This window comes from Duganella sp. CF458 (genome assembly GCF_900113115.1).
In the GTDB taxonomy this organism is placed as follows: domain Bacteria; phylum Pseudomonadota; class Gammaproteobacteria; order Burkholderiales; family Burkholderiaceae_D; genus Rugamonas.
Genome location: NZ_FOOF01000007.1, coordinates 142,579 through 165,632, shown reverse-complemented (window position 1 = coordinate 165,632; position 23,054 = coordinate 142,579). Strand labels below are relative to the sequence as shown.

General features: G+C 62.1%; 16 protein-coding genes. 9 read left to right on the top strand and 7 right to left on the bottom strand.

Annotated elements, in window-relative coordinates:
* Window position 1: 1 nt before the first annotated feature.
* Window positions 2–1,084, top strand: coding sequence for a CaiB/BaiF CoA transferase family protein (locus tag BM269_RS12660; RefSeq protein ID WP_090437369.1), 1,083 nt, complete (start codon window positions 2–4; stop codon window positions 1,082–1,084).
* Between the two features lie 6 nt (window positions 1,085–1,090).
* Here the strand turns inward: BM269_RS12660 and BM269_RS12655 are convergent, their stop codons facing one another.
* A complete protein-coding gene (locus BM269_RS12655) occupies window positions 1,091–2,845 on the bottom strand; it encodes an allantoate amidohydrolase (protein WP_090437368.1) in 1,755 nt (584 codons plus the stop codon).
* Window positions 2,846–2,919: 74 nt separating this feature from the next.
* A complete protein-coding gene (locus tag BM269_RS12650) occupies window positions 2,920–3,852 on the bottom strand; it encodes a LysR family transcriptional regulator (protein WP_090437367.1) in 933 nt (310 codons plus the stop codon).
* A 113-nt stretch (window positions 3,853–3,965) separates the two neighbouring features.
* On the opposite strand from BM269_RS12650, the gene BM269_RS12645 reads away from it, so the two are divergent.
* The 3 genes from BM269_RS12645 to BM269_RS12635 are packed head-to-tail and all read left to right on the top strand — an operon-like array spanning window position 3,966 to window position 6,865.
* Complete coding sequence (locus tag BM269_RS12645; protein ID WP_090437366.1) at window positions 3,966–5,174, top strand: urate hydroxylase PuuD; 1,209 nt, start codon at window positions 3,966–3,968, stop codon at window positions 5,172–5,174.
* The gene (locus BM269_RS12640) at window positions 5,171–6,400 is read left to right on the top strand and encodes a M20/M25/M40 family metallo-hydrolase (RefSeq protein WP_090437365.1); all 1,230 of its coding nucleotides are present in this window, start codon (window positions 5,171–5,173) and stop codon (window positions 6,398–6,400) included. Before BM269_RS12645 ends, BM269_RS12640 begins: the two co-directional genes overlap by 4 nt.
* A gap of 12 nt (window positions 6,401–6,412) precedes the next feature.
* Window positions 6,413–6,865: an acyl-CoA thioesterase gene (locus tag BM269_RS12635; RefSeq protein WP_090437364.1), complete on the top strand. Its 453-nt coding sequence runs from the start codon at window positions 6,413–6,415 to the stop codon at window positions 6,863–6,865.
* On the opposite strand, the gene BM269_RS12630 is transcribed toward BM269_RS12635, so the two are convergent.
* Window positions 6,858–9,221, bottom strand: coding sequence for a S9 family peptidase (locus BM269_RS12630; RefSeq protein ID WP_229204627.1), 2,364 nt, complete (start codon window positions 9,219–9,221; stop codon window positions 6,858–6,860). The two genes, BM269_RS12635 and BM269_RS12630, sit on opposite strands and share 8 nt — an antisense overlap.
* A 142-nt stretch (window positions 9,222–9,363) precedes the next feature.
* On the opposite strand from BM269_RS12630, the gene BM269_RS12625 reads away from it, so the two are divergent.
* The gene (locus BM269_RS12625; protein ID WP_090437363.1) at window positions 9,364–10,704 is read left to right on the top strand and encodes a S41 family peptidase; all 1,341 of its coding nucleotides are present in this window, start codon (window positions 9,364–9,366) and stop codon (window positions 10,702–10,704) included.
* Between the two features lie 48 nt (window positions 10,705–10,752).
* On the opposite strand, the gene BM269_RS12620 is transcribed toward BM269_RS12625, so the two are convergent.
* Window positions 10,753–11,229 carry an outer membrane beta-barrel protein gene (locus BM269_RS12620; RefSeq protein WP_090437362.1) on the bottom strand — a complete coding sequence of 159 codons (477 nt, stop codon included), beginning with the start codon at window positions 11,227–11,229 and terminating at the stop codon, window positions 10,753–10,755.
* 118 nt (window positions 11,230–11,347) lie between these two features.
* On the opposite strand from BM269_RS12620, the gene BM269_RS12615 reads away from it, so the two are divergent.
* Window positions 11,348–13,651 carry a DNA polymerase II gene (locus BM269_RS12615; RefSeq protein ID WP_090437512.1) on the top strand — a complete coding sequence of 768 codons (2,304 nt, stop codon included), beginning with the start codon at window positions 11,348–11,350 and terminating at the stop codon, window positions 13,649–13,651.
* Here BM269_RS12615 and BM269_RS12610 read toward each other — a convergent pair.
* Genes BM269_RS12610 through BM269_RS12600 form a run of 3 tightly spaced genes read right to left on the bottom strand, consistent with a single transcriptional unit; the run spans window position 13,648 to window position 15,986 of the window.
* Window positions 13,648–14,205: a hypothetical protein gene (locus tag BM269_RS12610; RefSeq protein WP_229204626.1), complete on the bottom strand. Its 558-nt coding sequence runs from the start codon at window positions 14,203–14,205 to the stop codon at window positions 13,648–13,650. The genes BM269_RS12615 and BM269_RS12610 overlap by 4 nt on opposite strands.
* A 39-nt stretch (window positions 14,206–14,244) precedes the next feature.
* Entirely contained in the window at window positions 14,245–15,162 is a 918-nt protein-coding gene (locus BM269_RS12605; protein WP_090437361.1) for a DMT family transporter, read from the bottom strand.
* A gap of 59 nt (window positions 15,163–15,221) precedes the next feature.
* Window positions 15,222–15,986, bottom strand: a complete 765-nt coding sequence (locus tag BM269_RS12600) for an AraC family transcriptional regulator (protein ID WP_229204625.1) — start codon at window positions 15,984–15,986, stop codon at window positions 15,222–15,224.
* A 132-nt stretch (window positions 15,987–16,118) separates the two neighbouring features.
* Between BM269_RS12600 and BM269_RS12595 the strand changes: the two genes are divergently transcribed.
* The 3 genes from BM269_RS12595 to BM269_RS12585 all read left to right on the top strand — a co-directional run bounded on the left by BM269_RS12595 (window position 16,119) and on the right by BM269_RS12585 (window position 22,996).
* Complete coding sequence (locus BM269_RS12595; RefSeq protein ID WP_090437360.1) at window positions 16,119–16,889, top strand: carbohydrate-binding family 9-like protein; 771 nt, start codon at window positions 16,119–16,121, stop codon at window positions 16,887–16,889.
* Between the two features lie 250 nt (window positions 16,890–17,139).
* Window positions 17,140–20,223, top strand: a complete 3,084-nt coding sequence (locus tag BM269_RS12590) for a TonB-dependent receptor (RefSeq protein WP_170860361.1) — start codon at window positions 17,140–17,142, stop codon at window positions 20,221–20,223.
* Window positions 20,224–20,287: 64 nt separating this feature from the next.
* Window positions 20,288–22,996, top strand: a complete 2,709-nt coding sequence (locus BM269_RS12585; RefSeq protein WP_229204624.1) for a beta-mannosidase — start codon at window positions 20,288–20,290, stop codon at window positions 22,994–22,996.
* Window positions 22,997–23,054 lie beyond the last annotated feature (58 nt).

The following is a 23,054-nucleotide window of genomic DNA, read 5'->3' as shown; positions in this document are numbered from 1 at the left end:
GATGGGCGTGCTGTCCGGAGTCAGGATCGTCGAGATTGCGGGCATCGGCCCGGGACCGTTTTGCGGCATGCTGCTGGCGGACCTGGGCGCGGAAGTGATCGTGGTCGAGCGCCCGGGACCGGCGGAGATTCCGACCGCCGGCATCCTGCGCCGTGGCAAGCGCTCGCTGGCGCTGGACCTCAAGGACCCCGGCGCCATCGACATCGTGCTGCAGCTGATTGAAGATGCCGATGGCTTGATCGAAGGCATGCGGCCCGGCGCAATGGAGCGTCTTGGCCTTGGGCCGGAAGTTTGCCTGGCTCGCAATCCCCGTCTGGCATACGGTCGCATGACCGGCTGGGGACAGCACGGACCGCTGGCGCAGGCGGCAGGGCATGACAACAACTACATTGCACTTTCCGGTGCGCTGCATTACGCCGGGGCGGGCGACGCGCCGCCGGTAACGCCGCCAACGCTGGTGGGCGACCTTGGCGGCGGCGCGCTTTATCTCGCACTGGGTCTTGTTTCCGCCATCCTGCACGCGCGCGGCGGCGGCAAGGGACAAGTGATTGACGCTGCCATCGTCGACGGCTCGGCCCACATGATGAACCTCCTGCTCGACTTGTCGGCGGTCGGCTTGATGCGCGAACAGCGCGGCACATCGGTGCTGGATGGCCCGCATTGGTTCAACACCTATCGCTGCAAGGACGGGCGGGACATCACGGTCGGAGCGCTGGAAGGAAAATTCTACAAGCTGCTGCTGGATAAGCTCGAATTGTCCGAAGACCGGCGTTTCGCATCCCAGCATGCGGCGGGCCAGTGGCCGCTGCAGCGGGCAGCGTTTGCGGAGTTGTTTGCAATGCGCACGCGCGACGAATGGTGTGCGTTGCTGGAAGGGACGGATGCCTGTTTCGCGCCGGTGCTGGCGCCATCGGAGGCCGCGCGGCATCCGCATCTGCAAGCGCGTGGCACCTATGCCACCGAAGGGGTATTGCAGGCGAACGCCGCCCCGCGTTTCTCCGCCACGCCGACGCCGGCGGCGCCACATGCGATTCCTGCCGTCGGCCAGCACAACGAGGAAATTCTCGCGGCGCTGCGACGGTAGCTTGTCTTATTGCGGTTTGAAGCTGCGCAGGAAGTCGAGCAGTACCTGCGCGGCGATCTCAGCGTCATCGGCCGTCATGGTTTCCAGCGGGTTGTGGCTGATGCCTCCATTGCCGCAGCGTGTGAACAGCATGCATACGTCGGTGAGTGCTGCAATCGCCATCGCATCATGGCCGGCGCCGGACAGCAGGTCGAAGCGTGGCAGGCCGCTGCGTTGGACCGCATCGCCCAATTGCCGCATCAACCATGGCGCGCATGGTGCAGCGTTGGCTTCGACGATCTTTTCCACCTTGAATTCGATATTGCGGCGCGCGCAAATTGCCGCCAGGCCGTCCAGCACATCGCGCACCGCTGCCTCGCGCACTGCATCGTCGGCAGCGCGAATGTCGAGCGACAGCTTGCATGCGCCCGGGATGACGTTGACTGATCCACCAGGCACTTGAAGCTGGCCAACGGTGCCCACCAATGCTTCCCCTTGCGCGCAGCGCTGCTCGACCAGCAGCACGACTTCGGCCGCTGCCGCAGCCGCGTCCTTGCGCATATGCATTGGCGTGGTGCCGGCGTGGCTGGCAACGCCTTGCAGATCGACCAGGAAGCGCGAACTGCCGGCGATCGCGGTGACGACGCCCACCGGCAGGCCGTGCTCCAGCAACACCGGTCCTTGCTCGATATGGACCTCGACGTAAGCGGCAATATCTGCGCGGCGCCGCGCGATGGATGGAATAGCGGCGGCATCGTGGCCGGCTGCGGCCAGCGCATCGCGCATCTTGATTCCATCGGCGTCCACGGCATCCAGCAGGGACATGTCGAACTTGCCGGTGACGGCATTACTGCCCAGGAAGGTGCTGCGGAAGCGCACGCCTTCCTCTTCGGCGAAACCGATCACTTCGAAATTGAACGGCAGCTTTTCGCCCTTGGCGTGCAGCTGCCGCACGATGGCGATCGGCAGCAGGATGCCGAGGCGGCCGTCGTACTTACCGCCGTTGCGCACGGTGTCGTAATGCGAGCCGGTGAGGATGGTTCTTGCGCCAGGAGCATCGGACAGGTAGCGGCCGACCACGTTGCCCACAGCGTCGATTTCGACCTGCATGCCGGCGTCGCGCATCCAGGTGGCCAGTTGCGCAGCGGTGGCGCGGTGAGCGTCGGTCATGTAGGCACAGGTGAGGGCGGCTTCGTCATCGCTCCATTGCGCCAGGTCTTCCGACCATTGCATGATCTGCGGGCCGAATTCCAGTTTCGCGCCCAGCAGGTCGTTGAGGCGGATTTCCGCGATACGGTGGATCTGGCGCAGGCATTCCGCCATTTCGTCGGCCTTCTGGTTCTTCAGGCGGCGCGCAAAGGTGGCGATGACGGCCTCACGTGTCAAGCCCTGTCCCGTAGGACCTTTGACGGCGAGGATGAAGGGGAAGCCGAACTTGGCGTTGTAGTCAGCGTTCAGCTGGTGCAGGGTCGCGAATTCCTCCGCGCTGCACAGGTTCAGGCCGGACCTGGCTTGCTCGCTGGTCGACTCGGCGGTCAGTTCGCCGGCGATGGCGGCCTTGCCTGCCAATTCCGGGTGAGCGCGGATCAGTCCAAGCTGCTCGGCTTCGGCAGCGCCCGTGACCACACCTTGCAAGGCCTGCTTCAGCGCGGGCAACGACGCAAAGGGCCGCTGAGCCGCCGCCCGTTCGGGAATCCATGGCGAGTGCTCATAAATGCCGCGCAAATGCTCAACAAAAGCAGCCAGGTCGCAGGAGTTCAGTTCAGGGAGAGTGGTGGTCATCGCAGTTGTCCTATCTTGAACAATCGATCATATCCCGATCAGCGTCGCCCACCATAAGCAGCCCTATATACCTGTCATAAGAGAGCCTTGGCGGCGGCGGTGACCTGGTCGCGCAGCCATTTGTGCTCGGGGGCCTGGTGCACGCGTTCGTGCCAGAGCTGGTAGAAGCGCATCGGCGGGAACTTGACCGGTGGGGTGAACACCTTGAGCGGCAGCGAATTCTCGTAGAAGCGCAGGAACTGCCGGCCCGTGGTCAGCACCAGGTCGGTCTGCGCCAGCATGTAGGGGATCAGGCTGAAATAGGCCGATTCCACTGCCACATTGCGCCGCATGCCCTGGCGTTCCAGGAAGGAGTCGATCACGCCGCCGTAGCCCGGCACCATCTGCGATGGCGCGACGTGGGGCAGGGTGAGATAGTCGTCCAGCGACATCGCGTCGCTCGCGGTGCGCTTGGCGTAGGGGCTGCCGGCATGCATGGCGCAGATGATCGGATCTTCGAACAGCTTGGAAATGTGCAGGTGCTGCGGCGGCTCGTCCCAGTTGGCGATGACCAGGTCCATGTCGCCGTCCGACAGCAGGCGCAGGTAGTCGGTGCCGGGGCCGATCGAGTGGATTACCACGCGGCTTTTGGGCGAGCCGCGACGTAGCATCGCCACCACATTCGGCAGGAACTGGCTGTCCAGGTAGTCCGGGGCCGCGATATTGAAAGTACGTGCTTCTTCCTGCGCCACGAATGGCGTCTTTTTCACGAACAGCGATTCCGTCTCGTCCAGGATGCGCTTGGCCGGCTTGAGCAGGCTTTCGCCGTGCTGGGTCGGCACCATGCCGCGCGCGCCGCGCACCAGCAGTGGATCGCCCGTCAGTTCGCGCAGTTTGCGCAGCGAAGCCGAAATCGAAGGCTGCGGCTGATTCAGCTTGAGCGCCACGCGCGATACGTTCTTCTCGACCAGCAGCAGGTAGAGGATGCGGATGAGGTGAATATCGAGGTGTTGCGGCAGGCCGGACATCTTGCGTACGTATATGAATTCGAATATCTTGAATATACGACATATTTCATGTTGCGGGGGCTCGAAAACGCGTATCTTCGATAGATTGCCACTTCTTCAACTCAAGGATTTACATGGAATACCTGCTGCCCTACAGCCTGGAATGGGCGAACCTGCTGGTACGCTGGCTGCACATCATCACGGGTATAGCGTGGATCGGCGCGTCGTTCTATTTCGTATGGCTGGATAATTCGATCCGCCCGCCGGCACCCGGCTCGGACCTGGCGAAGAAGGGCGTGTCCGGCGAATTGTGGGCGGTGCACGGCGGCGGTTTCTATAATCCGCAAAAGTATCTCGTTGCACCGGCCGAACTGCCGAAGGAACTACACTGGTTCAAGTGGGAGGCGTATTCCACCTGGCTGTCCGGCATTGCACTGCTGACCATCGCCTATTACTTCAACGCGCAGGCGATGATGGTGGACAAACAGGTGGCCGACCTCTCCAGCCTGCAGGCGGTCGGCATCGGCATCGGCTTCCTGGTTGCTGGTTGGGTGGTGTATGACGCGCTGTGCCGCTCCCCGCTGGGCAAGAGCGAGAAATGGCTTGGCTTGGTGGTGTTCCTGCTGCTGGTTGCTGCGGCTTATGCATTGACGCACCTCTTGAGCGGCCGTGCGGCCTTCATCCATATCGGTGCCATGATCGGCACCATCATGGTGGCCAATGTGGCGATGCTGATCATCCCGGGCCAGCGCAAGATGGTGCAGGCGATGCAGGCGGGCAGCCTGCCCGATCCTATCCACGGGATCAAGGCCAAGCAGCGCAGCGTGCATAACAATTACTTCACGCTGCCGGTGCTGTTCATCATGATCAGCAACCACTATGCGATGACTTACCAGAACAAAAATGCCTGGCTGGTGCTCGGCTTCATCATGGCGGCCGGCGTCTTTATCCGCCACTTTTTCAACCTGCGCCACAAGGGACGTGTCGAGTGGCGCTATCCCGCGATCGGTGTGGCGCTGCTGGCGGCGATTGCCGTGGTGATTGCGCCGCCCAAGCCTGCCGCCGTGAAGCCTGCGGCGGATCCGGCTGCGCAATTCGCGAAAGTGAAAACCATTGTCGACCAGCGCTGCCTGGCCTGCCATTCGGCGACGCCAACCCAGCCGGGCTTTGCCACTGCGCCGGCTGGCGTCATGTTCGACACGGCCGACCAGATCCACCAGCGTGCGGCCCAGATCCACAAGCGCGCGGTGGAGCAGAGGGATATGCCGATCGGTAACCTGACCAATATGACTGAAGCGGAACGTGCCGAACTGGGCGCATGGTTCGCTGCCGGAGCAAAATGATGAACGACAAACTGACCCAATGGATCGACCACCACTTCGAGGAAGAAGTGGCCTTCCTGCAGCAAGTGCTGCGCGTGCCAACTGATACCCCGCCCGGTAACAACACGCCGCATGCGGAAACGGTGGCGGAACTGGTGAAGGCCTATGGCTGGAACGCGGAAAAGCACGCCGTGCCGGAGCAGGAAGTACGCGATTACGGCATGGAATCGATCACCAACCTGATCATCCGCCGCCCCTATGCGGCAGGCGGCCCGACCGTCGCGCTGAACGCCCATGGCGATGTGGTGCCGCCGGGCGAAGGCTGGACCTATCCACCCTATGGCGGCTTGATCGACAACGGCTACATCTACGGCCGCGCCGCAGCCGTGTCGAAATGCGATTTCGCCACTTACATCTTCGCGGTGCGCGCACTGGAAGCGCTGGGCGTCAAGCTGAAAGGCGGCGTCGAGCTGCACTTTACCTATGACGAGGAATTCGGTGGCCTGCTGGGACCAGGCTTCCTGCTGCGCGAAAAACTGACCAAGCCGGATTACGTGATTGCGGCAGGCTTCAGCTACAACATCGTCACCGCGCACAATGCCTGTCTCCAGCTGGAGATCACGGTGCACGGTAAATCCGGCCACGGCGCCATGCCGGAAACGGGCCACGATGCGCTGCAGGCGGCAACAAGAATCCTCAACGCGATCTACGGCCAGTTGCCTGAACTGAAAAAGATCAAGTCCAAAGTACCTGGCATCGATTCGCCGACCATGCTGGTGGGCCGCATCGACGGCGGTACCAATACCAATGTGGTGCCGGGCAAGGTCGTGATGAAGATGGATCGCCGCATGATTCCGGAAGAAGACCCGGTCGCGGTGGAAGCCCAAGTGCGCAAGCTGATCGAAGAGGCGGTGCAGGACGAACCCGGCATCCGCCTGGAGGTCAAACGCCTGCTGCTGTCCCACGCCTTGCGCCCGCTGCCGGCCGGTGAAAAGCTGGTGGCCAATTTGCAGAAGAACGCACGCCAGGTGCTGGGGGAGGATATCCCTGCCGTTGGCACGCCGTTGTACGCCGATGCGCGACTGTACGGCGAACAAGGCATTCCGGCAGTACTATATGGCGCTGGGCCGCGTAGCGTGCCCGAATCGAATGCCAAGAAGGCGGATGAAAAACTGCTGCTGGAAGACTTGCGCAAGGCAACCAAGATCGTGGCCCTGACTTTGCTGGACTTCCTCGCAGCCGAATAAAAGGGAGTAGCAATGTTTGAACGCAAGATGCTGGCTGGCTGGGGCGATATGGATTTCAACAGCCATATGGCCAACACGGCTTACCTGAACAAGGCAGGCGATATCCGCATGATGTTCCTGGGTGAGAATGGTTTCCCGATGGCGGAATTCAAGCGCCTGAACATCGGTCCTGTCGTGATGAAGGACGATATCGCGTATTTCAAGGAAGTGCTGCTGATGGATACCATCACCGTGACGCTGGCGCTGGCCGGGATGTCGCAGGACGGCAGCCGCTGGATGCTGCGCAGCGATGTGTATCGCAGTGATGGGAAGCTGTCCGCCCGGATCAACAGCTCGGGCGGCTGGCTGGACCTGACGGCGCGCAAGCTGGTCACGCCGCCGCCGGCGCTGCTGGCAGCCTGGCACTCGCTGTATCAGACAGACGATTTCCAGACGCTGCCAAGCAGCGTGGCCAAGCCTACTTGAGGGTGCTCTCGAACAGCTTGTAGATGCGGCGGTACTGGTCGTACCAGCTCTCAGGCTGAACGTAGGCATGGCGCTCCAGCGGGTACGCCGCCAGTTCCCAGTTATCCTTTTTCAGCTCGATGAAGCGCTGCGCCATGCGCACCGAATCCTGGAAGAACACATTGTCGTCCACCATCCCGTGGGCGATCAGCAGGTGGCCTTTCAGCTTGTCCGCGTACTCGATCGGCGAGGATTTGCGGTAAGCCTCCGGATCGATGTCCGGCGTGTTCAGGATGTTGGCGGTGTAGCCGTGGTTGTAGGTGGTCCAGTCGGTCACCGGACGCAGCGCGGCACCGGCCTTGAACAAATCCGGCTCGCGCAGCAGCGCCATGAAGGTCATGAAACCGCCATAGCTGCCGCCGTAGATGCCGACTTTGTCGATATCGCCCTGGTGGTTCGCTGCCAGCCATTTTGCGCCGTCCACATAATCGTCCAGTTCAGGATGGCCCATCTGGCGGTAGATCGCCGTGCGCCAATCGCGGCCGTAGCCTTTGGATGCGCGGTAGTCCATGTCCAGCACGATGTAGCCCTTTTCAACCAGCAGGTTGTGGAACATCTGTTCGCGGAAATAGTTCGGGAAGCGGTTGTGGGTGTTCTGCAGGTAGCCGGCTCCGTGCACGAACATCACGATCGGGTACTTCTTGCCCGGCTCCAGCGCAGCCGGGCGATACAGCTTGGACCAGATTGGCTGGCCGGCGCCGTGGGTCGAAGGCACGGCCACCATCTGCGGCTGGATCCATTCGCGTGCCTTGTATTCGGCGCTGCGGGTATCGGTCAGCTTGGTCGCCGCGCCGCCGGCGGCAGGCACGGTCGCCAGTTGCGAAGGCACGTAGGCGGAGGAATAGTGCACCAGCAGCTTGCGCTGGTCCGGCGACAGGTCGAACTGTTCGACACCGCCATTGAGCTGGGTCACTTCGCGCACGGTGGCGTCCTTGGCCGAGGTCGAGCACACCTCGTATTCGCCCGGCGTGCGGCGGTTGCACAGCATATAGGCCAGGGTGCCGTCGGCATTCCACTTCACGCTCGAGGCTTCCCATTTGCCGCTGGTCAGGGCACGCTGCTTGCCGTCCGCGCCCAGGGTGTACAGGTGGGCGTAGCCGGTTTCTTCGGACATGAACCACAGCGTGCTGTTGTCGGGCAGCCAGCCAAAGTCGTTGTAGCTGTAATTGATCCAGGCGTTGTCGGTCAGGCGGTGCAGGGACTTCAGCTTGGCGCCATCGAGGTCGATGCCGGCCAGCCAGCGATCCTTGTTGTCGACAGTGCGCAGCATGACGGCGACCTTGGCGCCATCGTTGCTCCAGGCGATGCCGTCGCCTTCATCGGCTTCCAGGCGGGTGGCGCGATTGCCTTTCAGCGCCGGCTGCTTGGCTGCTTCACGCAGGCTGGCCAGCGGGTCGGTGGCGATGCCCGGCAGCGAGTCCAGCGACAGGTCCTTGATGACGCCGGTGCGCAGGTCAACCAGTTTCAGCGACAGAGCCAGCGGCAGGTTGCGGCCAACGCGGGTGCGCTGGTCGTCGAATTCTTCGTAGCCCGATTCGGTCACGTAGCGCGGCATCTTGCCGACGCGGCCGTTCTCGCTGCTTTTCGGCGAAATGGCGACCACCAGCCAGCGGCCGTCCGGCGACAGGGAAGAAGCATCGATCGAGACTTTCTCGCCGAAGTAGAGCGGCGTAGGAGCGCGGGTGGCGTCGGCTGTACGTTCAGCCTTGGCGCGCGCGCGCGTTTCGTCGCGTTCATCCTTCTGGCGCTTGAGGGTAGTGATCAGGCGCAGCTGCATATCGCGCAGGTAGTCTTCATCCTGTGCGGCGGAGGGATCTTTTGCAGCGCGCGGCAAGGCGACTGGGGAGACCAGGCGGTCGGCGCGATTCCAGTTGAACCAGTCGTTGCCGACCTTGAACTGCACGCTGCGGCCATCGGCCGAATACTGCGGCGTGGAAGCGTTGGCGGTGCCGCGGCTGATCTGCAGCAAGGCGCCGGATTTCAGGTCGCGTTCGAACAAATCGCCATTGCGCAGCACGATGGCGCGCGTGCGCTCGCGGTTGAACACCATGTTCGGGCTATCCTGCTTGGACAGCTCGGAGTCCGCCACCAGGCGTGGCTTGTCGCCGGCCTGGAAGGTGTCGCGCAGCGAGGAGCCGATGCGCTTTTGCTTATAGAAAATCTGCTTGCCGTCCCAGCTCCACCACGCGGTTTCCACGGGTGTACCGATCCAGTCCGGGTGGGACATGGCCTGGTCGAGGGTAATAGGGGTAGGGGCAGTCGCAAACGCGGGGGCCGCCAGCAGGGCTGCCAGCATGGGAAGTGCAAGTCGTCGCATGGTCTCGAAAGGAAAATGAAGAACTTCGAGGATGGATTCTAACAGCCGTCCCCTGTACGAAAAGTATCAGGCTTGTAACAGGGTAGCGTCTATGCCGCCGGGCCTCTAGAATGCTGGGCATTCAGCTTAATCAGGAGACAAAATGGCAAAAAGCCATGTAGCGGCGCTGGTCCTGGCACTGGCGGCCACCGGCGCGATGGCGCAGCAGCAGCCTGCCATGCAGTGGGAGACCGCAGCGCTGGCCGGATCTTATAAAGAAAACATCAGCGAGGACGAAAAGGTCGCCGGCCTGTCCAAGTTATGGTCGGAAGTGAAATACAACTTCGTCGATACCGGGACCCTCGAAAAGCTGGACTGGGACAAGCTGTACCTGGACACCTTGCCGCGTGTACGCGCGACCCGCAGCACCGAGGAGTATTACCGCGTGCTGATGGAGCTGGTGGCGAAGCTGAAAGACGGCCACACGAACGTCATGCCGCCAGGGGAACTGGCTGAACGCATGGGCGGCCTGCCGCTGCTGGTGACGCGCCCCATCGAAGGCCGCGTGATCGTGACCGAGGTGCTGGATCCCGGCTTGCGCGCCAAAGGCATCATGCCTGGCCTGGAAGTGGTGTCGGTGGATGGCACCGAAGTGAAGACTTACGCCGCACGCGAGATCGCTCCGTATTTGAGCGCCTCCACACCGCAGGACGAAGCGTTGCGCACGTTTGGCAGCCAGCTCCTGCGCGGCGCCGTCGGTTCGGCAGCACGCGTGACTTTCCGCGACGCCGCCGGCAAGCAGTTCGAGCAGCAGGTTGCGCGCGTGGGCAGGGATGCCCGCAAGGCCGCCGCGGTCAACTCGCCTTCTTTTGAATTCAGCATGCTGCCGGGCGACGTGGCTTACGTCTCGCTGAATAGCTTTGACGACAACAGTGCCGCCGACGCGTGGATGGCGGCTTTTGACGAAATTGCCAAGTCCTCGGCGCTGGTGATCGACGTACGCCGTAATGGCGGCGGCAATTCGGATGTGGGCTACAAGATCCTGTCCACGCTGGACGACAAGGCTTTCCTGACCAGCCGCTGGTCCACCCGCGATTACAAGCCAACCTGGCGCGCCTGGGACAAGGCGCAGCCGATGTATGCCGAGGCGCCCGATGCGGTGCAGCCCGACCCGCAGCGCCAGTACAAAAAGCCGGTGCTGGTACTGACCAGCGCGGCAACCTTCTCGGCGGCCGAGGATTTTGCCGTGGCTTTCGACGTCATGCAGCGCGGAACCCTGGTGGGCGAAGCTACCGGCGGCAGCACAGGCCAGCCGCTGCACATCAAACTGCCGGGTGGCGGTAGTGCGCGCATCTGCACCAAGCAGGATACCTATCCGGATGGCCGCGCCTTCGTCGGCGTGGGCGTGCAGCCGCAGCATCTGGTCATGCAAACGGTCGAAGGCGTGCGGGCCGGCCGCGACGAAGTGCTGGAAGCGGCCCTCGCTTCACTGCAGCCCAAATGAAAAAAGCCGCCGGACCAGGTCCGGCGGCTTTCCATGCAAAGCAAAAGCTTAGAAGTGGTAAGCCACGCCTACGCTGATGTTGCGCGAGTGGCTGACTGGACGCTGCCATTCAACGCGTGCGGAGATTTCCTTGGTGATCTGGTAGCTCACGCCCAGGCCGAACAGGACTTTGTTCTTGGACTCTTTATCGCCGTCGAACTTTTCTTCAACGCGGTTGTAGCCCAGGCGACCGTACACGGCCACTTGGTCGGCTACTGGGACGGAGCCCAGTACGGACAGGGACAGCTGGGTGACTTTGTCGTCGATGCCGTCTTCTTCCCAGTTGCCCAGGCGGCGGAAGCCGGCTTCAACAGCGAAGTTCTCGTCGAACTTGTAGCCGCCGAACACGCCGTAGCTGGTTTCGCTGTTGACGTCTTTTGGCTTGCTGGAGCCTACGTCGCCACCGACGTAGAACGATGGTTCAGCAGCGGAAGCTGCGAAGGAGGTAACTGCCAGCAGGGCGGCAGCGGTGATTTGCTTGATCATTTTAAGTATTCCTATTTCTAGTTAGGTTGCCTGCTCTTGATACAAGGCAACATACTATTCTATCAACCTTATCTTAATGTTGCAAGTTTACTGTGTGTTCATACAGTATAATTTCGGCATGCCTGGTTTTATCCTCACCCGCGCCTGGCGCGATGCCCGCGATGGCACGGAAATCGAGTTCTGGCTCGCGACCGACGACGGCCCCCGCAAAATATTGCTGACAGCACAAGCTTCGGTGGCTTTCGCCGAGGCTTCGCTGCGCGACACGATCGCCACCCTGGTGGCCGACATGCCTGGCATCGATGTGCGCGAAGTGGCGCTCAAGACTTTCCAGCGCGAGCCGGTGGTCGGCATCTACGCCAGTCATTACAAGCAGCTGCTGGCGCTGGAGCGCAAGCTGGGCGAGCGCGGCATCCGCCTGTACGAGGCGGACATCAAGCCGCCGGAGCGCTACCTGATGGAGCGCTTCATCACCGCAGGCGTCGAATTCGAAGGCGGCAAGCTGCGGCCGGCGCCCGACTACCGCCCGCGCCTGCGCATGGTGTCGCTGGATATCGAGACCAGCGCTTTCGGCGACCTGTATTCGATCGCGCTGGAAGGCTGCGGCCAGCGCCAGGTCTACATGCTGGGCGAAGAGCCTTGCGCGGCGCCCGAAGTGGATTTCGACCTGCAGTACTGCCCGACGCCGCGCCGGGTGATCGAAAAGCTCAACGAATGGTTCCGTGTGCACGACCCGGACGCCATCATCGGCTGGAGCGTGGTGCAGTTCGACCTGCAAACGCTGCAAAATAACGCCGACAAATACAAGGTTCCGCTATTGCTTGGGCGCGAAGGCCGCGCGGTCGAATGGCGCACCCACCAGGCGCGAGACGGCTATGTATTCGCCACCATCCCGGGCCGCATCGCCATCGACGGCATCGAGGCCCTGCGCGCCGCGTCCTGGACCTTCCCGTCCTTCAGCCTGGAGAACGTGTCGCAAGCCTTGCTGGGGGAGGGCAAGGACATCGGCAGCGATTACGACAAGATGGCCGAGATTGAGCGCCGCTTCCGGGAAGACAAGCCGGCCCTGGCCACCTACAACCTGAAGGACTGCGAGCTGGTTACGCGAATTTTCGAGAAGACGCGCGTGATGGACTTCATCCTGGAGCGCTCCCACGTCACGGGACTGGTGCCCGACCATATGGGTGGTTCGATCGCCGCCTTCAGCCACCAGTACCTGCCGCGCATGCATCGCGAAGGCTATGTGGCACCGAATGTGGGCGAGATCCCGGCCGTCGCATCGCCTGGCGGCTTCGTGATGGATTCGCGTCCGGGCCTGTACGACTCGGTGGTGGTGCTGGACTTCAAGAGCCTGTACCCGTCCATCATCCGTTCTTTCCTGGTTGATCCTGTTGGCATGGTCGAAGGCGAGGTCGATGACGACGCCGTGCCGGGCATGCGCGGCGCCCAGTTTTCGCGCACGCGCCACTGCCTGCCTGCCATCACCACCCAGCTCTGGCAAGGGCGCGATGCCGCCAAGTGCGAAAAGAACGATGCGCTGTCGACCGCGCTGAAGCTGCTGATGAACTCATTCGTCGGCGTGCTTGGCTCCACCGACTGCCGTTTCTACCATCCGCAACTGATTTCTTCCGTCACGCTGCGCGGCCACGAGCTGCTCAAGCTCACGCGCGAGCTGGTGGAAAAGGAAGGGTATGAAGCGATTTACGGCGATACCGACTCGATCTTCATCTGGCTCAAGCGCCCGCATGAAACGGAAGAAGCGCTGGCCATTGCGCGCGCGCTGGTCGCCAAGATCAACAAATGGTGGAACAACCGCTTGCACAAGAAGTACAAGCTGGAGAGCTTTCTGGAAATCGAGTTTGATACCTATTACCGGAAGTTCTTCATGCCGACCATCCGTGGCACCGACATGGGGAGCAAGAAACGCTATGCGGGCCTGACCAGCGACGGCGACATCATTTATCGCGGACTCGAAGTTGCGCGCAGCGACTGGACTCCGTTGGCGCAGCAATTCCAGCAAGGACTGTTCGCCCGCATCTTCCGGAACGAGCCTTACCAGGACTTCGTGCGCGAATACGCCCGCAATACGCTGTCCGGCGCAAATGACGACCTGCTGGTGTACCGCAAGCGCCTGCGCCACCGGCTGGACGAATACCAGGTCAACGTGCCGCCGCAGGTGCGCGCGGCGCGCCTGGCCGATGAATTCAACAAGGCACAAGGCCGGCCGCTGCGCTACCAGAATGGCGGCCGCATCAGCTATGTGATCACCACCAGCGGCCCGGAACCGCTGGAAGTCCAGCGTTCGCCGATCGATTACCAGCACTACCTCGACAAGCAGTTGCAGCCGATCGCGGACGCCATCCTGCTGCCGCTGCACGACAGCTTCACAGCGCTGACCACGGCGCAGCAGGCCTTGTTCTAGGGCTCCTGCTGCGGGGGCGCCTGGGTGGAGAGCCGCATCACCCATTTCGTGAAGAACAGCAGGAGCACGGTACCCGTCAGGTCGCCGAGCGCCATGACGGCAAAGCTGCCCAGCAACTGGTCGCGTCCCTCGTACAGGGCGAACCAGATATGATGCAGCAAGGGGCTGGCTATGGAGTATGCGATAGCACAGACCAGCACCTGCCAGGCGGCCAGGTTGGCCAGCGAGCCTTTCAGGTCAAGCCAGCGCTTGGCGCCAAGGTAGACCAGGTAGGGCGCGGCACTGGCCAGGATGCCGCCCGCAAAAGCACGCACCGGTTCATTCGGGAACAGGACCAGGAAGCAGTAAAGCCAGGAGATCGCCAGCAGGCCGATCGCCCCTGCTTCGGCAAACAGCAAGGTGGCCAGCAGGCGCACGCCGGCCGGGAGGTAGATCCAGTTGATACCTTCCGCGAATTCCAGCTGCTTGAACAGGAGTTCGTTGATCAGCAGCGCAGCGCCGAACATGACCATTGTCGCAAGGATCATGAAGAAGTTCTGGCGGATGCTTGTCATGCTGGCCGTTTGTCGTGGACGAATCTCCAGATCTTATCACTATAAGGTGGGCGCCACGGACGTGCGCTTCGGCCCATGGGCGAGGGCGCAGGACGCGACACCGGACACCAGCAATCCCATCGCGAGGGTCTCGACGATGGTTGGCCAGCGCGCTTCCCACAGGAAGCCATAGAGGGCGGCAAACAGGGTTTCGAACACGATCATCTGGCCCGTCAGCGTCAGCGGCAGGGCGCGGCTGGCGTAGTTCCAGAAGCCGTTGCCGATGATCGAGCAGAGAATGGCCACGCTGGTGACCACGGCCGCGAAGTACAGCCATTCGGAAGCGCTGTGCTGCGGCGCACCTGATGACAGTGCCGGCACCGCGAGCAGGAGCGCTTCCGCACCCGTAACCAGGCCGGTGAGCATGCTCCATTCATGCGGCGTGACGGACTGGAGGCGGGCCAGCCACCGGCTGTTGCCGACTGCGTAGGCCGTCCAGGAGGCGAGAGCGCCACTTGCGTACAGCAAGCCCGCCGGCGAACCGGATTGCAGGTGCTGCCAGCTTATGCAGGACAGGCCAGCGGTGCTGAGGGCAATTGAAGGTAAAAGGCTGCGCAAGGGAACGGCGCCGGCATCGCGGCTGCCGACCAGGGTGATCACCACGGGCAGCAAGCCGATGACGATCGAGGCCATGGCTATGCCGCCCGTCTGCACGGCCTTCGCCAGGAAAAAGTAGTAGATGATATTGCCCGTAAAACTGAGCCAGGCCAGTGCCTTCCATTCGCGCCAGGTCAGCGTGGCGAACAGGCGGCGCCACGAGCGCGAAACCAGGATGGCGGCGATCAGTCCGTAAGCCACGTAACGGCCCGCCGAAAGCTGGATCGGCGTGAAGCCGCGTGTCAGCTCGGGTGCGAGAAACACCAATCCCCAGAATGCGCCGGCGATGATGCCGGCAATAATGCCAAGTGAAATATTCAACGACCATCTCCCAAATAGGGATATGGTGGCAGTCGCGCGCCGAATGGTCTTGGCGCGGTCTACTGGTTTTTTGTCGCCGGCTCCTGCTCCAGTCGACGGTAGGCCGCCGGCGTGGTGTCGAGCTGGACGCGCATGGCGCGGGTGAGGGCGCTCTGGTCGCCGAAACCGGTACTCAGTGCGATATCCGCAATCGGCTGGCTGGTATGGCGCAACAACTCGCAGGCACGATTGAGCCGCCGCGAGAGAAGCCAGGCGCGTGGGCTGGTTTCCAGTTCGTCCCGGAACAAGGCATGCAAGCGGCTTACGCTCATTCGCGCAAGCTGCGCCATCGACTCTGTCGTCCAGGGTAGCGCAAGATTCGCTTCGGCATGCGCCAGCAGCGCAGCCAGCCGCGATTGCAGGCGCGGCGGCTCCATCGTAAGCGTATCGAGCAGCAGCGGCACCCAGCCCTGGAGCAGCGAAGGCGGTGCGGCGCGCCCTGCGATCGAAAGCTGCATGAATTCGACCAGCTTGCGCGCAGCCGGGCTGATGTCCGGGAAGGGACGGTCTGCCAGTTGTTCCCAGATCGGCTGGCACACGGCTGCCTGGTCCACGTCGACAATGAGGGAGTGATTTTCAACATTGCTTTGCTGGGAATGCCATGCCCCTGCCACGACGACGGCTCCCTTCAATGGATTCAGGCGGCCGCCCCGGCCCTCGATATCGAGTTCTACTTCGCCCGAGAGCGGCAGCACCAGTTGGGCGAACGTGTGCTGGTCCGCCGTCCACCGCTCGCCGTAGCTGCGGATGTCGATGTCGACCAAAGTCGGATGAATGATAGGCACGGTGACACCTGGGATGCTGGAAGGACGCCACAAGTTTACTAAAGTTCGCTAAAGTTCGGCTTAAATTTACGGGCCTGTTGAACCGGTCTTGTCTCCTTGATATAAGTTTTTTGCTCAAATGTGGAGGGGACTATGATGAAGAAGGTATTTGCTGTCGTATTCGGGACCGCACTGGCGGCCGCCATTCCCGCTGCGGCTGAGGATTCCGCGCCGCTCGCCTATGAATGTCTGCGGGCTGCGGGCCCTATCCATGTCGACGGAAAGCTGGACGACCCGGCGTGGCAAAACGCGCCGTGGACTTCCGACTTCGTCGACATCGAAGGCGACAGCAGGCCGCGTCCGAAGTTCCGCACGCGCGTGAAAATGCTGTGGGACGACCAATACCTCTACATCGGGGCCGAATTGGAGGAGCCCGAAGTGAAGGCCACGCTGACGCAGCGCGATTCCGTCATCTTCAAGGACAACGACTTCGAGGTCTTCGTCAAGCCGCTGCCGGCATCCAGGAGCTATTACGAGTTCGAGATCAACGCCTTCAACACGGGCTGGGACCTGTTCCTGCCCAAGCCCTACAACGAAGACGGCCAGCCGGACAACAGTTGGGACATTGAAGGCTTGAAGACCGCCATTGCCGTGCAGGGCAGCTTGAATAAGCCCGATGACAAGGACCGCGGCTGGACGGTGGAAATGGCGTATCCCCTAAGCGCCTTCGCCTCGCGCCAGGCAGTGCCGCCTCCCGCTCACGGAACCATCTGGCGCATCAACTTCAGCCGCGTGGAATGGACCGCGGGCCAGGCGAAGGAAGACAACTGGGTATGGTCGCCGCAAGGCGTGATCGACATGCACGTTCCGAGCCGTTGGGGGTATCTGCATTTCTCCGGAAATACTTCCACACTAAACAAATAGCGGCACACGTCACTCCAGGGCGAAAAGCCGCTGTCGCAATTCTGCCGCACTCTTGTTTACTAATCAAAACTAAACTTCATTCAAACTTTGAAAGTTTGTTGAAGTGCCATGGTCTCCTTTGTAAGAATTCTCCTGAGTGGACGCGATCCCGTCGATATGCAGACAACATCAACATCGTTTAGTAAATCGGTGATTCGAGGCTTGCTACCGCCATATAGAGCCCGCAATAGGGCATAACCAGGAGACACGCATGACGTTCAGAACCCAACTCGCTTCACGGCAGCGCGGCTGCCGCGCCACACCCATCGCCATGGCGGTGAGCGTGGCACTGCTTTCCCTTGCAAGCGCCCAGGCGCAGACCGCGTCCGACCAGAAGGCCGATCCGAATACCGTGGTTGTCACCGGTTACCGATATGCGATCGAGAAGAGCCTCGACCAGAAGCGCGATGCGAACTCGATCGTTGAAGTGATCACCGCCGAAGACATCGGCAAATTCCCGGACAAGAACGTGGCCGATGCGCTGCAGCGCGTGCCGGGCGTGGTGGTGACCCGCAGCGGCGGCGAGGGTAAGAACGTCAGCGTGCGCGGCCTGTCGTCGGAGCTGACCCTGACCCAGTTGAACGGCAATTACATCGCCACCGCCGAATCCAACGGCGATCCATCGCGGTCGTTCAACTACACGCTGCTGCCGTCGAACATGCTGTCCAGCGCGGAGCTGTTCAAGACTCCGGAAGCGCGCATCGACGAGGGCGGCGTTGGCGGCACCGTGATCCTGCATACCCGTCGTCCACTGGAGGTGAAGTCCGGCTCCGGCTTTGTTTCCGCCGAAGGGACCTGGGCCGACACCACCAAGAAGACCGACGGCCAGTTCTCCGGCCAGTACGCCTGGCATGATGAAGACAACCGCTTCGGCATCCTGGTCGGCCTGACCAAGCAGAAGCGCACCACCCGCACCATGGGCGCCAGTACCGAAAACTGGCAATGGTATGGCGACGATTACGACGCCCACCCGGCCACCGACGTCAATGGCAAGCCTTCCGACCTCAGCTCCTACTGGTGGGGCCAGTCCGGCTTCTACGACCAGGGCGGCAAGTACTACACCAACTTCATGATGCCGACGTCGGTCAACCTGAGCGTGAAGAACGAGGAGCGCGAGCGCAAGGGCGGCCAGATGACCCTGCAGTTCAAGCCGGTCCGCAACCTGATCCTGACAGCCAACTACTTCCGCTTCAACCTGTCGCAGGACTCGCAGACAAACATCCTGAAGGTCCCCGAGTGGAATTTGGCACGTTACAACGGCGACGGCAACTGGCCGGGCGGCCGCATGCTCGACGGCCTGACCTTCGACCGCAGCGGCACCCTGGTCACCGGCGCGCAGTACAGCGCCCACGCCGGCAAGGCTTACTACTGCAGCGAAGCGCAAGCTGCGGCGGCCGGCCAGCAGCCAGGCGGCTGGGGTCCTGACGATTGCACCATCCCGACGCCGCAGATCACCGGCAGCTACAACCAGGAAAAGTCGCTGTCCCAGACCGCCGACTTTGAAGCGGAATGGCGCGGCAAGTCGCTGGACGGTATCTTCAAGTTCGGCCGTACCTGGGCCAGTGGCGGGCCGCGGATGCAGATGACGATGCCGATCAAGCCGCGCGTGCAAAATGCGGACGGTAGCTGGACCCTTGGCAACTACGCCAGTTCCTGGAGCACGGCCGGCACGCCGACCATGGCGTTCTCGCCGGAGCTGATGGCCAACCTGGCCAAGGGCATCGGCGAAATCGATCTCGGTTCCACCTCCTCTTCGTGGACCAGGAACAGCACGCAGCAGAAATACGCCCAGGCCGACATGACCTGGCACACCGACAGCAGCTGGCTGGATTCGCTACAGTTCGGCGCCAAGTACCGCAAGGGCGGCACCCACCGCGCCACCGGCAACAACTATTGGGTTTGCCAGGGCGCCGACCCCACGGACTACGATAATCGCTACCAGGCTGGCTGCGATCCGACTGCGAACAAGTTCCAGCCGCAGTTCCTGTACAGCCAATCCCTGGGCAACCTGGCAGGGGGCATCAACACCAGCGCGTTCCCGGCGATTAACTACCCGGCCTATATCTCCTTCCTGAACCAGAGCTACGGCCAGATGCAGACACGTAACGAAGACAATTTCGTCTACAACGTCGACGAGAAAATCTCCTCGGCCTACCTGCAGGCCAACGTGAAGACCGAACGCCTGCGGGGCAACGTCGGCCTGCGTTTCGTGCGCACCAGGCAGCATGCCGATTCGACCGACCAAGTGGAAAGCTACAACGATTACTTCTTCAACGGCGCCAATGGCAGCCCGGCACCTTGCCTGGCGGGCGGCCTGCCGGCTGTGGGCGCGCCTGCCGGCTCCGGGTGCACCAGCGGCTTTACCCGCCTGCCGGACAGCATTGCGCGCGACTCGTCGTTTGTGGTCAGTTCGCTTGATCGCACCTATAACGATGTGCTGCCCAGCTTGAACGTCGCGTATGACCTGACCAAAGACCTGCTGCTGCGGGCGGCAGCATCCAAAGTGATCTCGCGTCCAAGCTACAACGACATCGCATTTCCCGGCGGCCTGCAGTACTACAGCCAGGAATACGTCAACGACCGACGCCTGATCGGCGGCGGCGACCAGCAAGGCTGGTTCGGCGCCGGCAGCAACAAGCAGCTCGAGCCATACAAGGCCAAGCAGGTCGACCTGGGCTTGGAGTGGTACTTCCACCGCGGCTCGGTGCTCGGCCTTGGCCTGTTCCGCAAGAACGTCAGCAACTTCGCCGTGCCCGTGGTACGCGACGTGACCATGAACGTGGGCGGCCAGAACGTGGTCGTACAGCGCTACTCGACCAGCGCCGGTGGCCGCGACGGCGTGTCCAAGGGCGTGGAACTGTACGCGCAGCATACGCTGGACATGGGGCTCGGCGTGCAGTTCAACTATACGTACAACAAGACCAACCAGGCCGACATCACGATGGCGGACGGCACCAAGATCGGCGAGTCGCCACTGGTCGGCAGCGCCAAGAACCAGATGAACCTGACCGTGTTCTACGAAACCGACAAGTTCCTGGCGCGAGCTTCGTACAACCGTCGCGGCGAAGTGGTGGATGGACTGGTCAATGGCTTGAACGTGTATGAAGAGCCGTACTACCAGGTCGACCTGAACGTTGCCTACAACATCACCAAGGAGCTGAGCCTGACCGCCTCGGTGCTGAACCTGACCAAGGAAGAAACGCGCTCCCACCTCGGCAACGACACCAAGGACCGTTTCTACTCCAACGGATATGCCGGCCGCGTTGCCTACTTTGGCCTGAACTACAAGTTCTGATGCTTCCCTCCTTCCTCCCCATGCCTCGCGGCTGGGGAGGTTTTTTCCTGTTTTGGGTGTCGCAATGAACCTGCACAACCGAGTCGGCAAGAGCACAATCGCGGCATTGGAAGGCGAAGGCGCCACGAGTACGCACCTGTACTGGCGTTCCATGATGGCCTTGCTATTGGGCCTGTGCCTGACGGTGGTTACCGCAGTCGCGTGGGCAGGCACAACGCAGCGTTCCGTTATCGATAGCGGCTGGACGTTCCGCCTTATGCCAGGCAACACGCAATTGGCTGCGCATCCCGAAGCGTTGCCCTGGCATGCCGCGAAGGTGCCCGGCACGGTGCACACCGACCTGTTTGCGAACAAGCTGATTCCAGATCCCTACGTAGGCGCGCCGGAAGCCGGCTTGCAATGGATAGGACTCGCCGACTGGGAATACCGAACTCGCTTCGATGCGCCGCGCCAGGCAGCGCGCAGTGACCTGGTGTTTGAAGGCCTCGATACCTTTGCCGAGGTCTGGCTGAACGGTGAAAAGCTGCTTGATGCCGATAACGCCTTCCGCACCTGGCGCATTCCGGTACAGGGCAAGCTGCGCGCGAAGGGCAACGAACTGCGCATCGTATTGCGTTCGCCGATCGTACGGCTGCTGCCGGCCGTGCGGGTCATGCCGCGCAAGCTGGCCGGGAATTATCCTTCGCCGTACGGCGATGAGCCGCCGGATGCGATGACCGGCAACTTCGCCCGCAAGCCCGGCTACCACTATGGCTGGGACTGGGGGCCGCGCTACGTTACCGCCGGCATCTGGAAACCGGTCGTGCTGGAGAGTTGGGATGCGGTGCGCATCGACAACCTGCAATTGCGGCAGGATCGCGTCGACGAAGCGCGCGCCGACATCGTGGCCGTCGTGTCGGCGCAAGCTGTGCGTGACGGAGCGTTCGACTTGCGCCTGTGGCAAACCACGCCTGGCGGAAAGCGCTCCCTGGCGGCGCTGCGCCGCGTCGAATTGCGCGCGGGCGACAATCGCATCGAGCTCCCTGTGCGCATCGAGCGTCCGCAACGCTGGTTCCCGAACGGGTATGGCGCACAGCCACTGTACCGCTTTGAGGCTGAGATCGGCGATGGCAAGGCGGCGGTAGCCGCGGCCAGCGCACGCACCGGCTTGCGCAGCATCGCCTTGCGGCGTGAGCCGGACGACAAGGGCAAGAGCTTCTATTTCGAAGTGAACGGCATTCCGGTATTCGCCAAAGGCGCGAACAGCATCCCTTTCGATATGTTCCAGCCGCGCATAAGCAAGGCGCAATTGCGCCGCGTGCTGCAGTCGGCGCGCGACGCCAACATGAATTTCCTGCGCAGTTGGGGCGGAGGCTATTACGAGAGCGAGGATTTCTTTGACCTCGCCGACGAACTGGGTCTTTTGGTATGGCAGGACTTCATGTTCGGCGGCGGCATGCCGCCGGCCTATGACGATGCCTTTCGTGCCAACGTGGTTGCGGAAGCGCGCGACAACGTGCGGCGCCTGCGCAACCATCCAAGCATTGCCCTGTGGTGCGGCAATAACGAGGAGGAAATCGCCTGGAAATACTGGGGCCCCGGCAAGGAAATGATGCAGGCCGATCCGGCCTTCGCCACCAAAGTCTGGAACGGCTATGTACAGCTTTTCGGCACCGACCTGCGCCAGGTCGTGGCGGAAGAGGGCGGCGGCATCGCCTACTGGGCCGGCTCGCCCAGCGACGACTTGGCCGAAGTGGCCAACACGCCTGCCAGCGGCGACATGCACTACTGGGAGGTTTGGGGCAACCCGGCGCATCCGCCTTCAAAGTACCTGGAGATCACGCCGCGATTCATGTCGGAGTATGGCCTTCAGGCTTGGCCGGTGCAACGCACGATCGATGCCTTCGCCAAGCATGTCGAGCAAGGCATCGCCGCCCCCGTCATCGAGGCGCACCAGAAATTCATGGCCGGAAAAGGTAATGAACGCTTGATGAAGTACGTGAATTACGAGTTCGGTGAGCCGAAGGACTTCGCCCATTTTGTCTATCTTGGCCAGGCGGCGCAAGCGGAGGGTATCGAACTGGCGGCGCTGCATCACCGTGCCAGCCGGCCTTACACGATGGGCTCGCTGTATTGGCAGCTCAATGATGTCTGGCCAGGCGCCTCGTGGTCGAGCGTGGATTGGTTTGGGCGTTGGAAGGCACTGCAGTTCCATGCGCGTCGCTTCTACGCACCGGTTGCCGTTGCCGCGTTGCGAGACGCGCAAGGCAACACAAAAATCAGCCTGCTCAACGACCGCACGCATCAGGCGCGGGGCGAGCTCCGCTTGCGGCTGATGACGCTTGACGGCAGGGTGTTGCGCGACGAGCGCAGGCCAGTCGAACTCACCCCGTTGTCGGCGGCAAAGCTGGCCAGCTACACGGACGGGGATTTGCTGGGCGGTGCCGATCCGGCATCAACGGTTGCGGTCTTCGACTTGCGGGCGGAGGGTGAGCCGGCCTCGCGCCGCGTGGTCTACTTCAAGGCTGCGAAGGACATGCACTGGCCCGATCCCGGCCTGCATGCAGTGCTGCGCCGCGACGGCAACGGTTTCGTACTCGAGATGCGTGCGGCGAAGCTCGCCCGCGCTGTCTGGATCGAATTTGCCAGGGTGGACGCCGAGATTGCCGATAACGCAATGACCCTGCTGCCTGGAGAATCCGTGACCTTGCGAATTGCATCGAAAGCCAGCCTGGCGACGCTGCGAAAATCGCTGCGCCTGCGCTCACTAACCGGCGAAGCCAGTGTTTACTAAAACAAGCTAAAAGACTGCGATTTTTACTGCTTTTGTTGACGCTTGTAAAAGGCGGCTG

Coding starts and splice junctions, on each gene's coding strand:
- BM269_RS12620 (WP_090437362.1), bottom strand. CDS start 11,229: ATGATCAAGCAAATCACCGCTGCCGCCCTGCTGGCAGTTACCTCCTTC.
- BM269_RS12660 (WP_090437369.1), top strand. CDS start 2: ATGGGCGTGCTGTCCGGAGTCAGGATCGTCGAGATTGCGGGCATCGGC.
- BM269_RS12630 (WP_229204627.1), bottom strand. CDS start 9,221: ATGCGACGACTTGCACTTCCCATGCTGGCAGCCCTGCTGGCGGCCCCC.
- BM269_RS12650 (WP_090437367.1), bottom strand. CDS start 3,852: ATGTCCGGCCTGCCGCAACACCTCGATATTCACCTCATCCGCATCCTC.
- BM269_RS12595 (WP_090437360.1), top strand. CDS start 16,119: ATGATGAAGAAGGTATTTGCTGTCGTATTCGGGACCGCACTGGCGGCC.
- BM269_RS12590 (WP_170860361.1), top strand. CDS start 17,140: ATGACGTTCAGAACCCAACTCGCTTCACGGCAGCGCGGCTGCCGCGCC.
- BM269_RS12615 (WP_090437512.1), top strand. CDS start 11,348: ATGCCTGGTTTTATCCTCACCCGCGCCTGGCGCGATGCCCGCGATGGC.
- BM269_RS12640 (WP_090437365.1), top strand. CDS start 5,171: ATGATGAACGACAAACTGACCCAATGGATCGACCACCACTTCGAGGAA.
- BM269_RS12655 (WP_090437368.1), bottom strand. CDS start 2,845: ATGACCACCACTCTCCCTGAACTGAACTCCTGCGACCTGGCTGCTTTT.
- BM269_RS12585 (WP_229204624.1), top strand. CDS start 20,288: ATGAACCTGCACAACCGAGTCGGCAAGAGCACAATCGCGGCATTGGAA.
- BM269_RS12645 (WP_090437366.1), top strand. CDS start 3,966: ATGGAATACCTGCTGCCCTACAGCCTGGAATGGGCGAACCTGCTGGTA.
- BM269_RS12625 (WP_090437363.1), top strand. CDS start 9,364: ATGGCAAAAAGCCATGTAGCGGCGCTGGTCCTGGCACTGGCGGCCACC.
- BM269_RS12610 (WP_229204626.1), bottom strand. CDS start 14,205: ATGACAAGCATCCGCCAGAACTTCTTCATGATCCTTGCGACAATGGTC.
- BM269_RS12635 (WP_090437364.1), top strand. CDS start 6,413: ATGTTTGAACGCAAGATGCTGGCTGGCTGGGGCGATATGGATTTCAAC.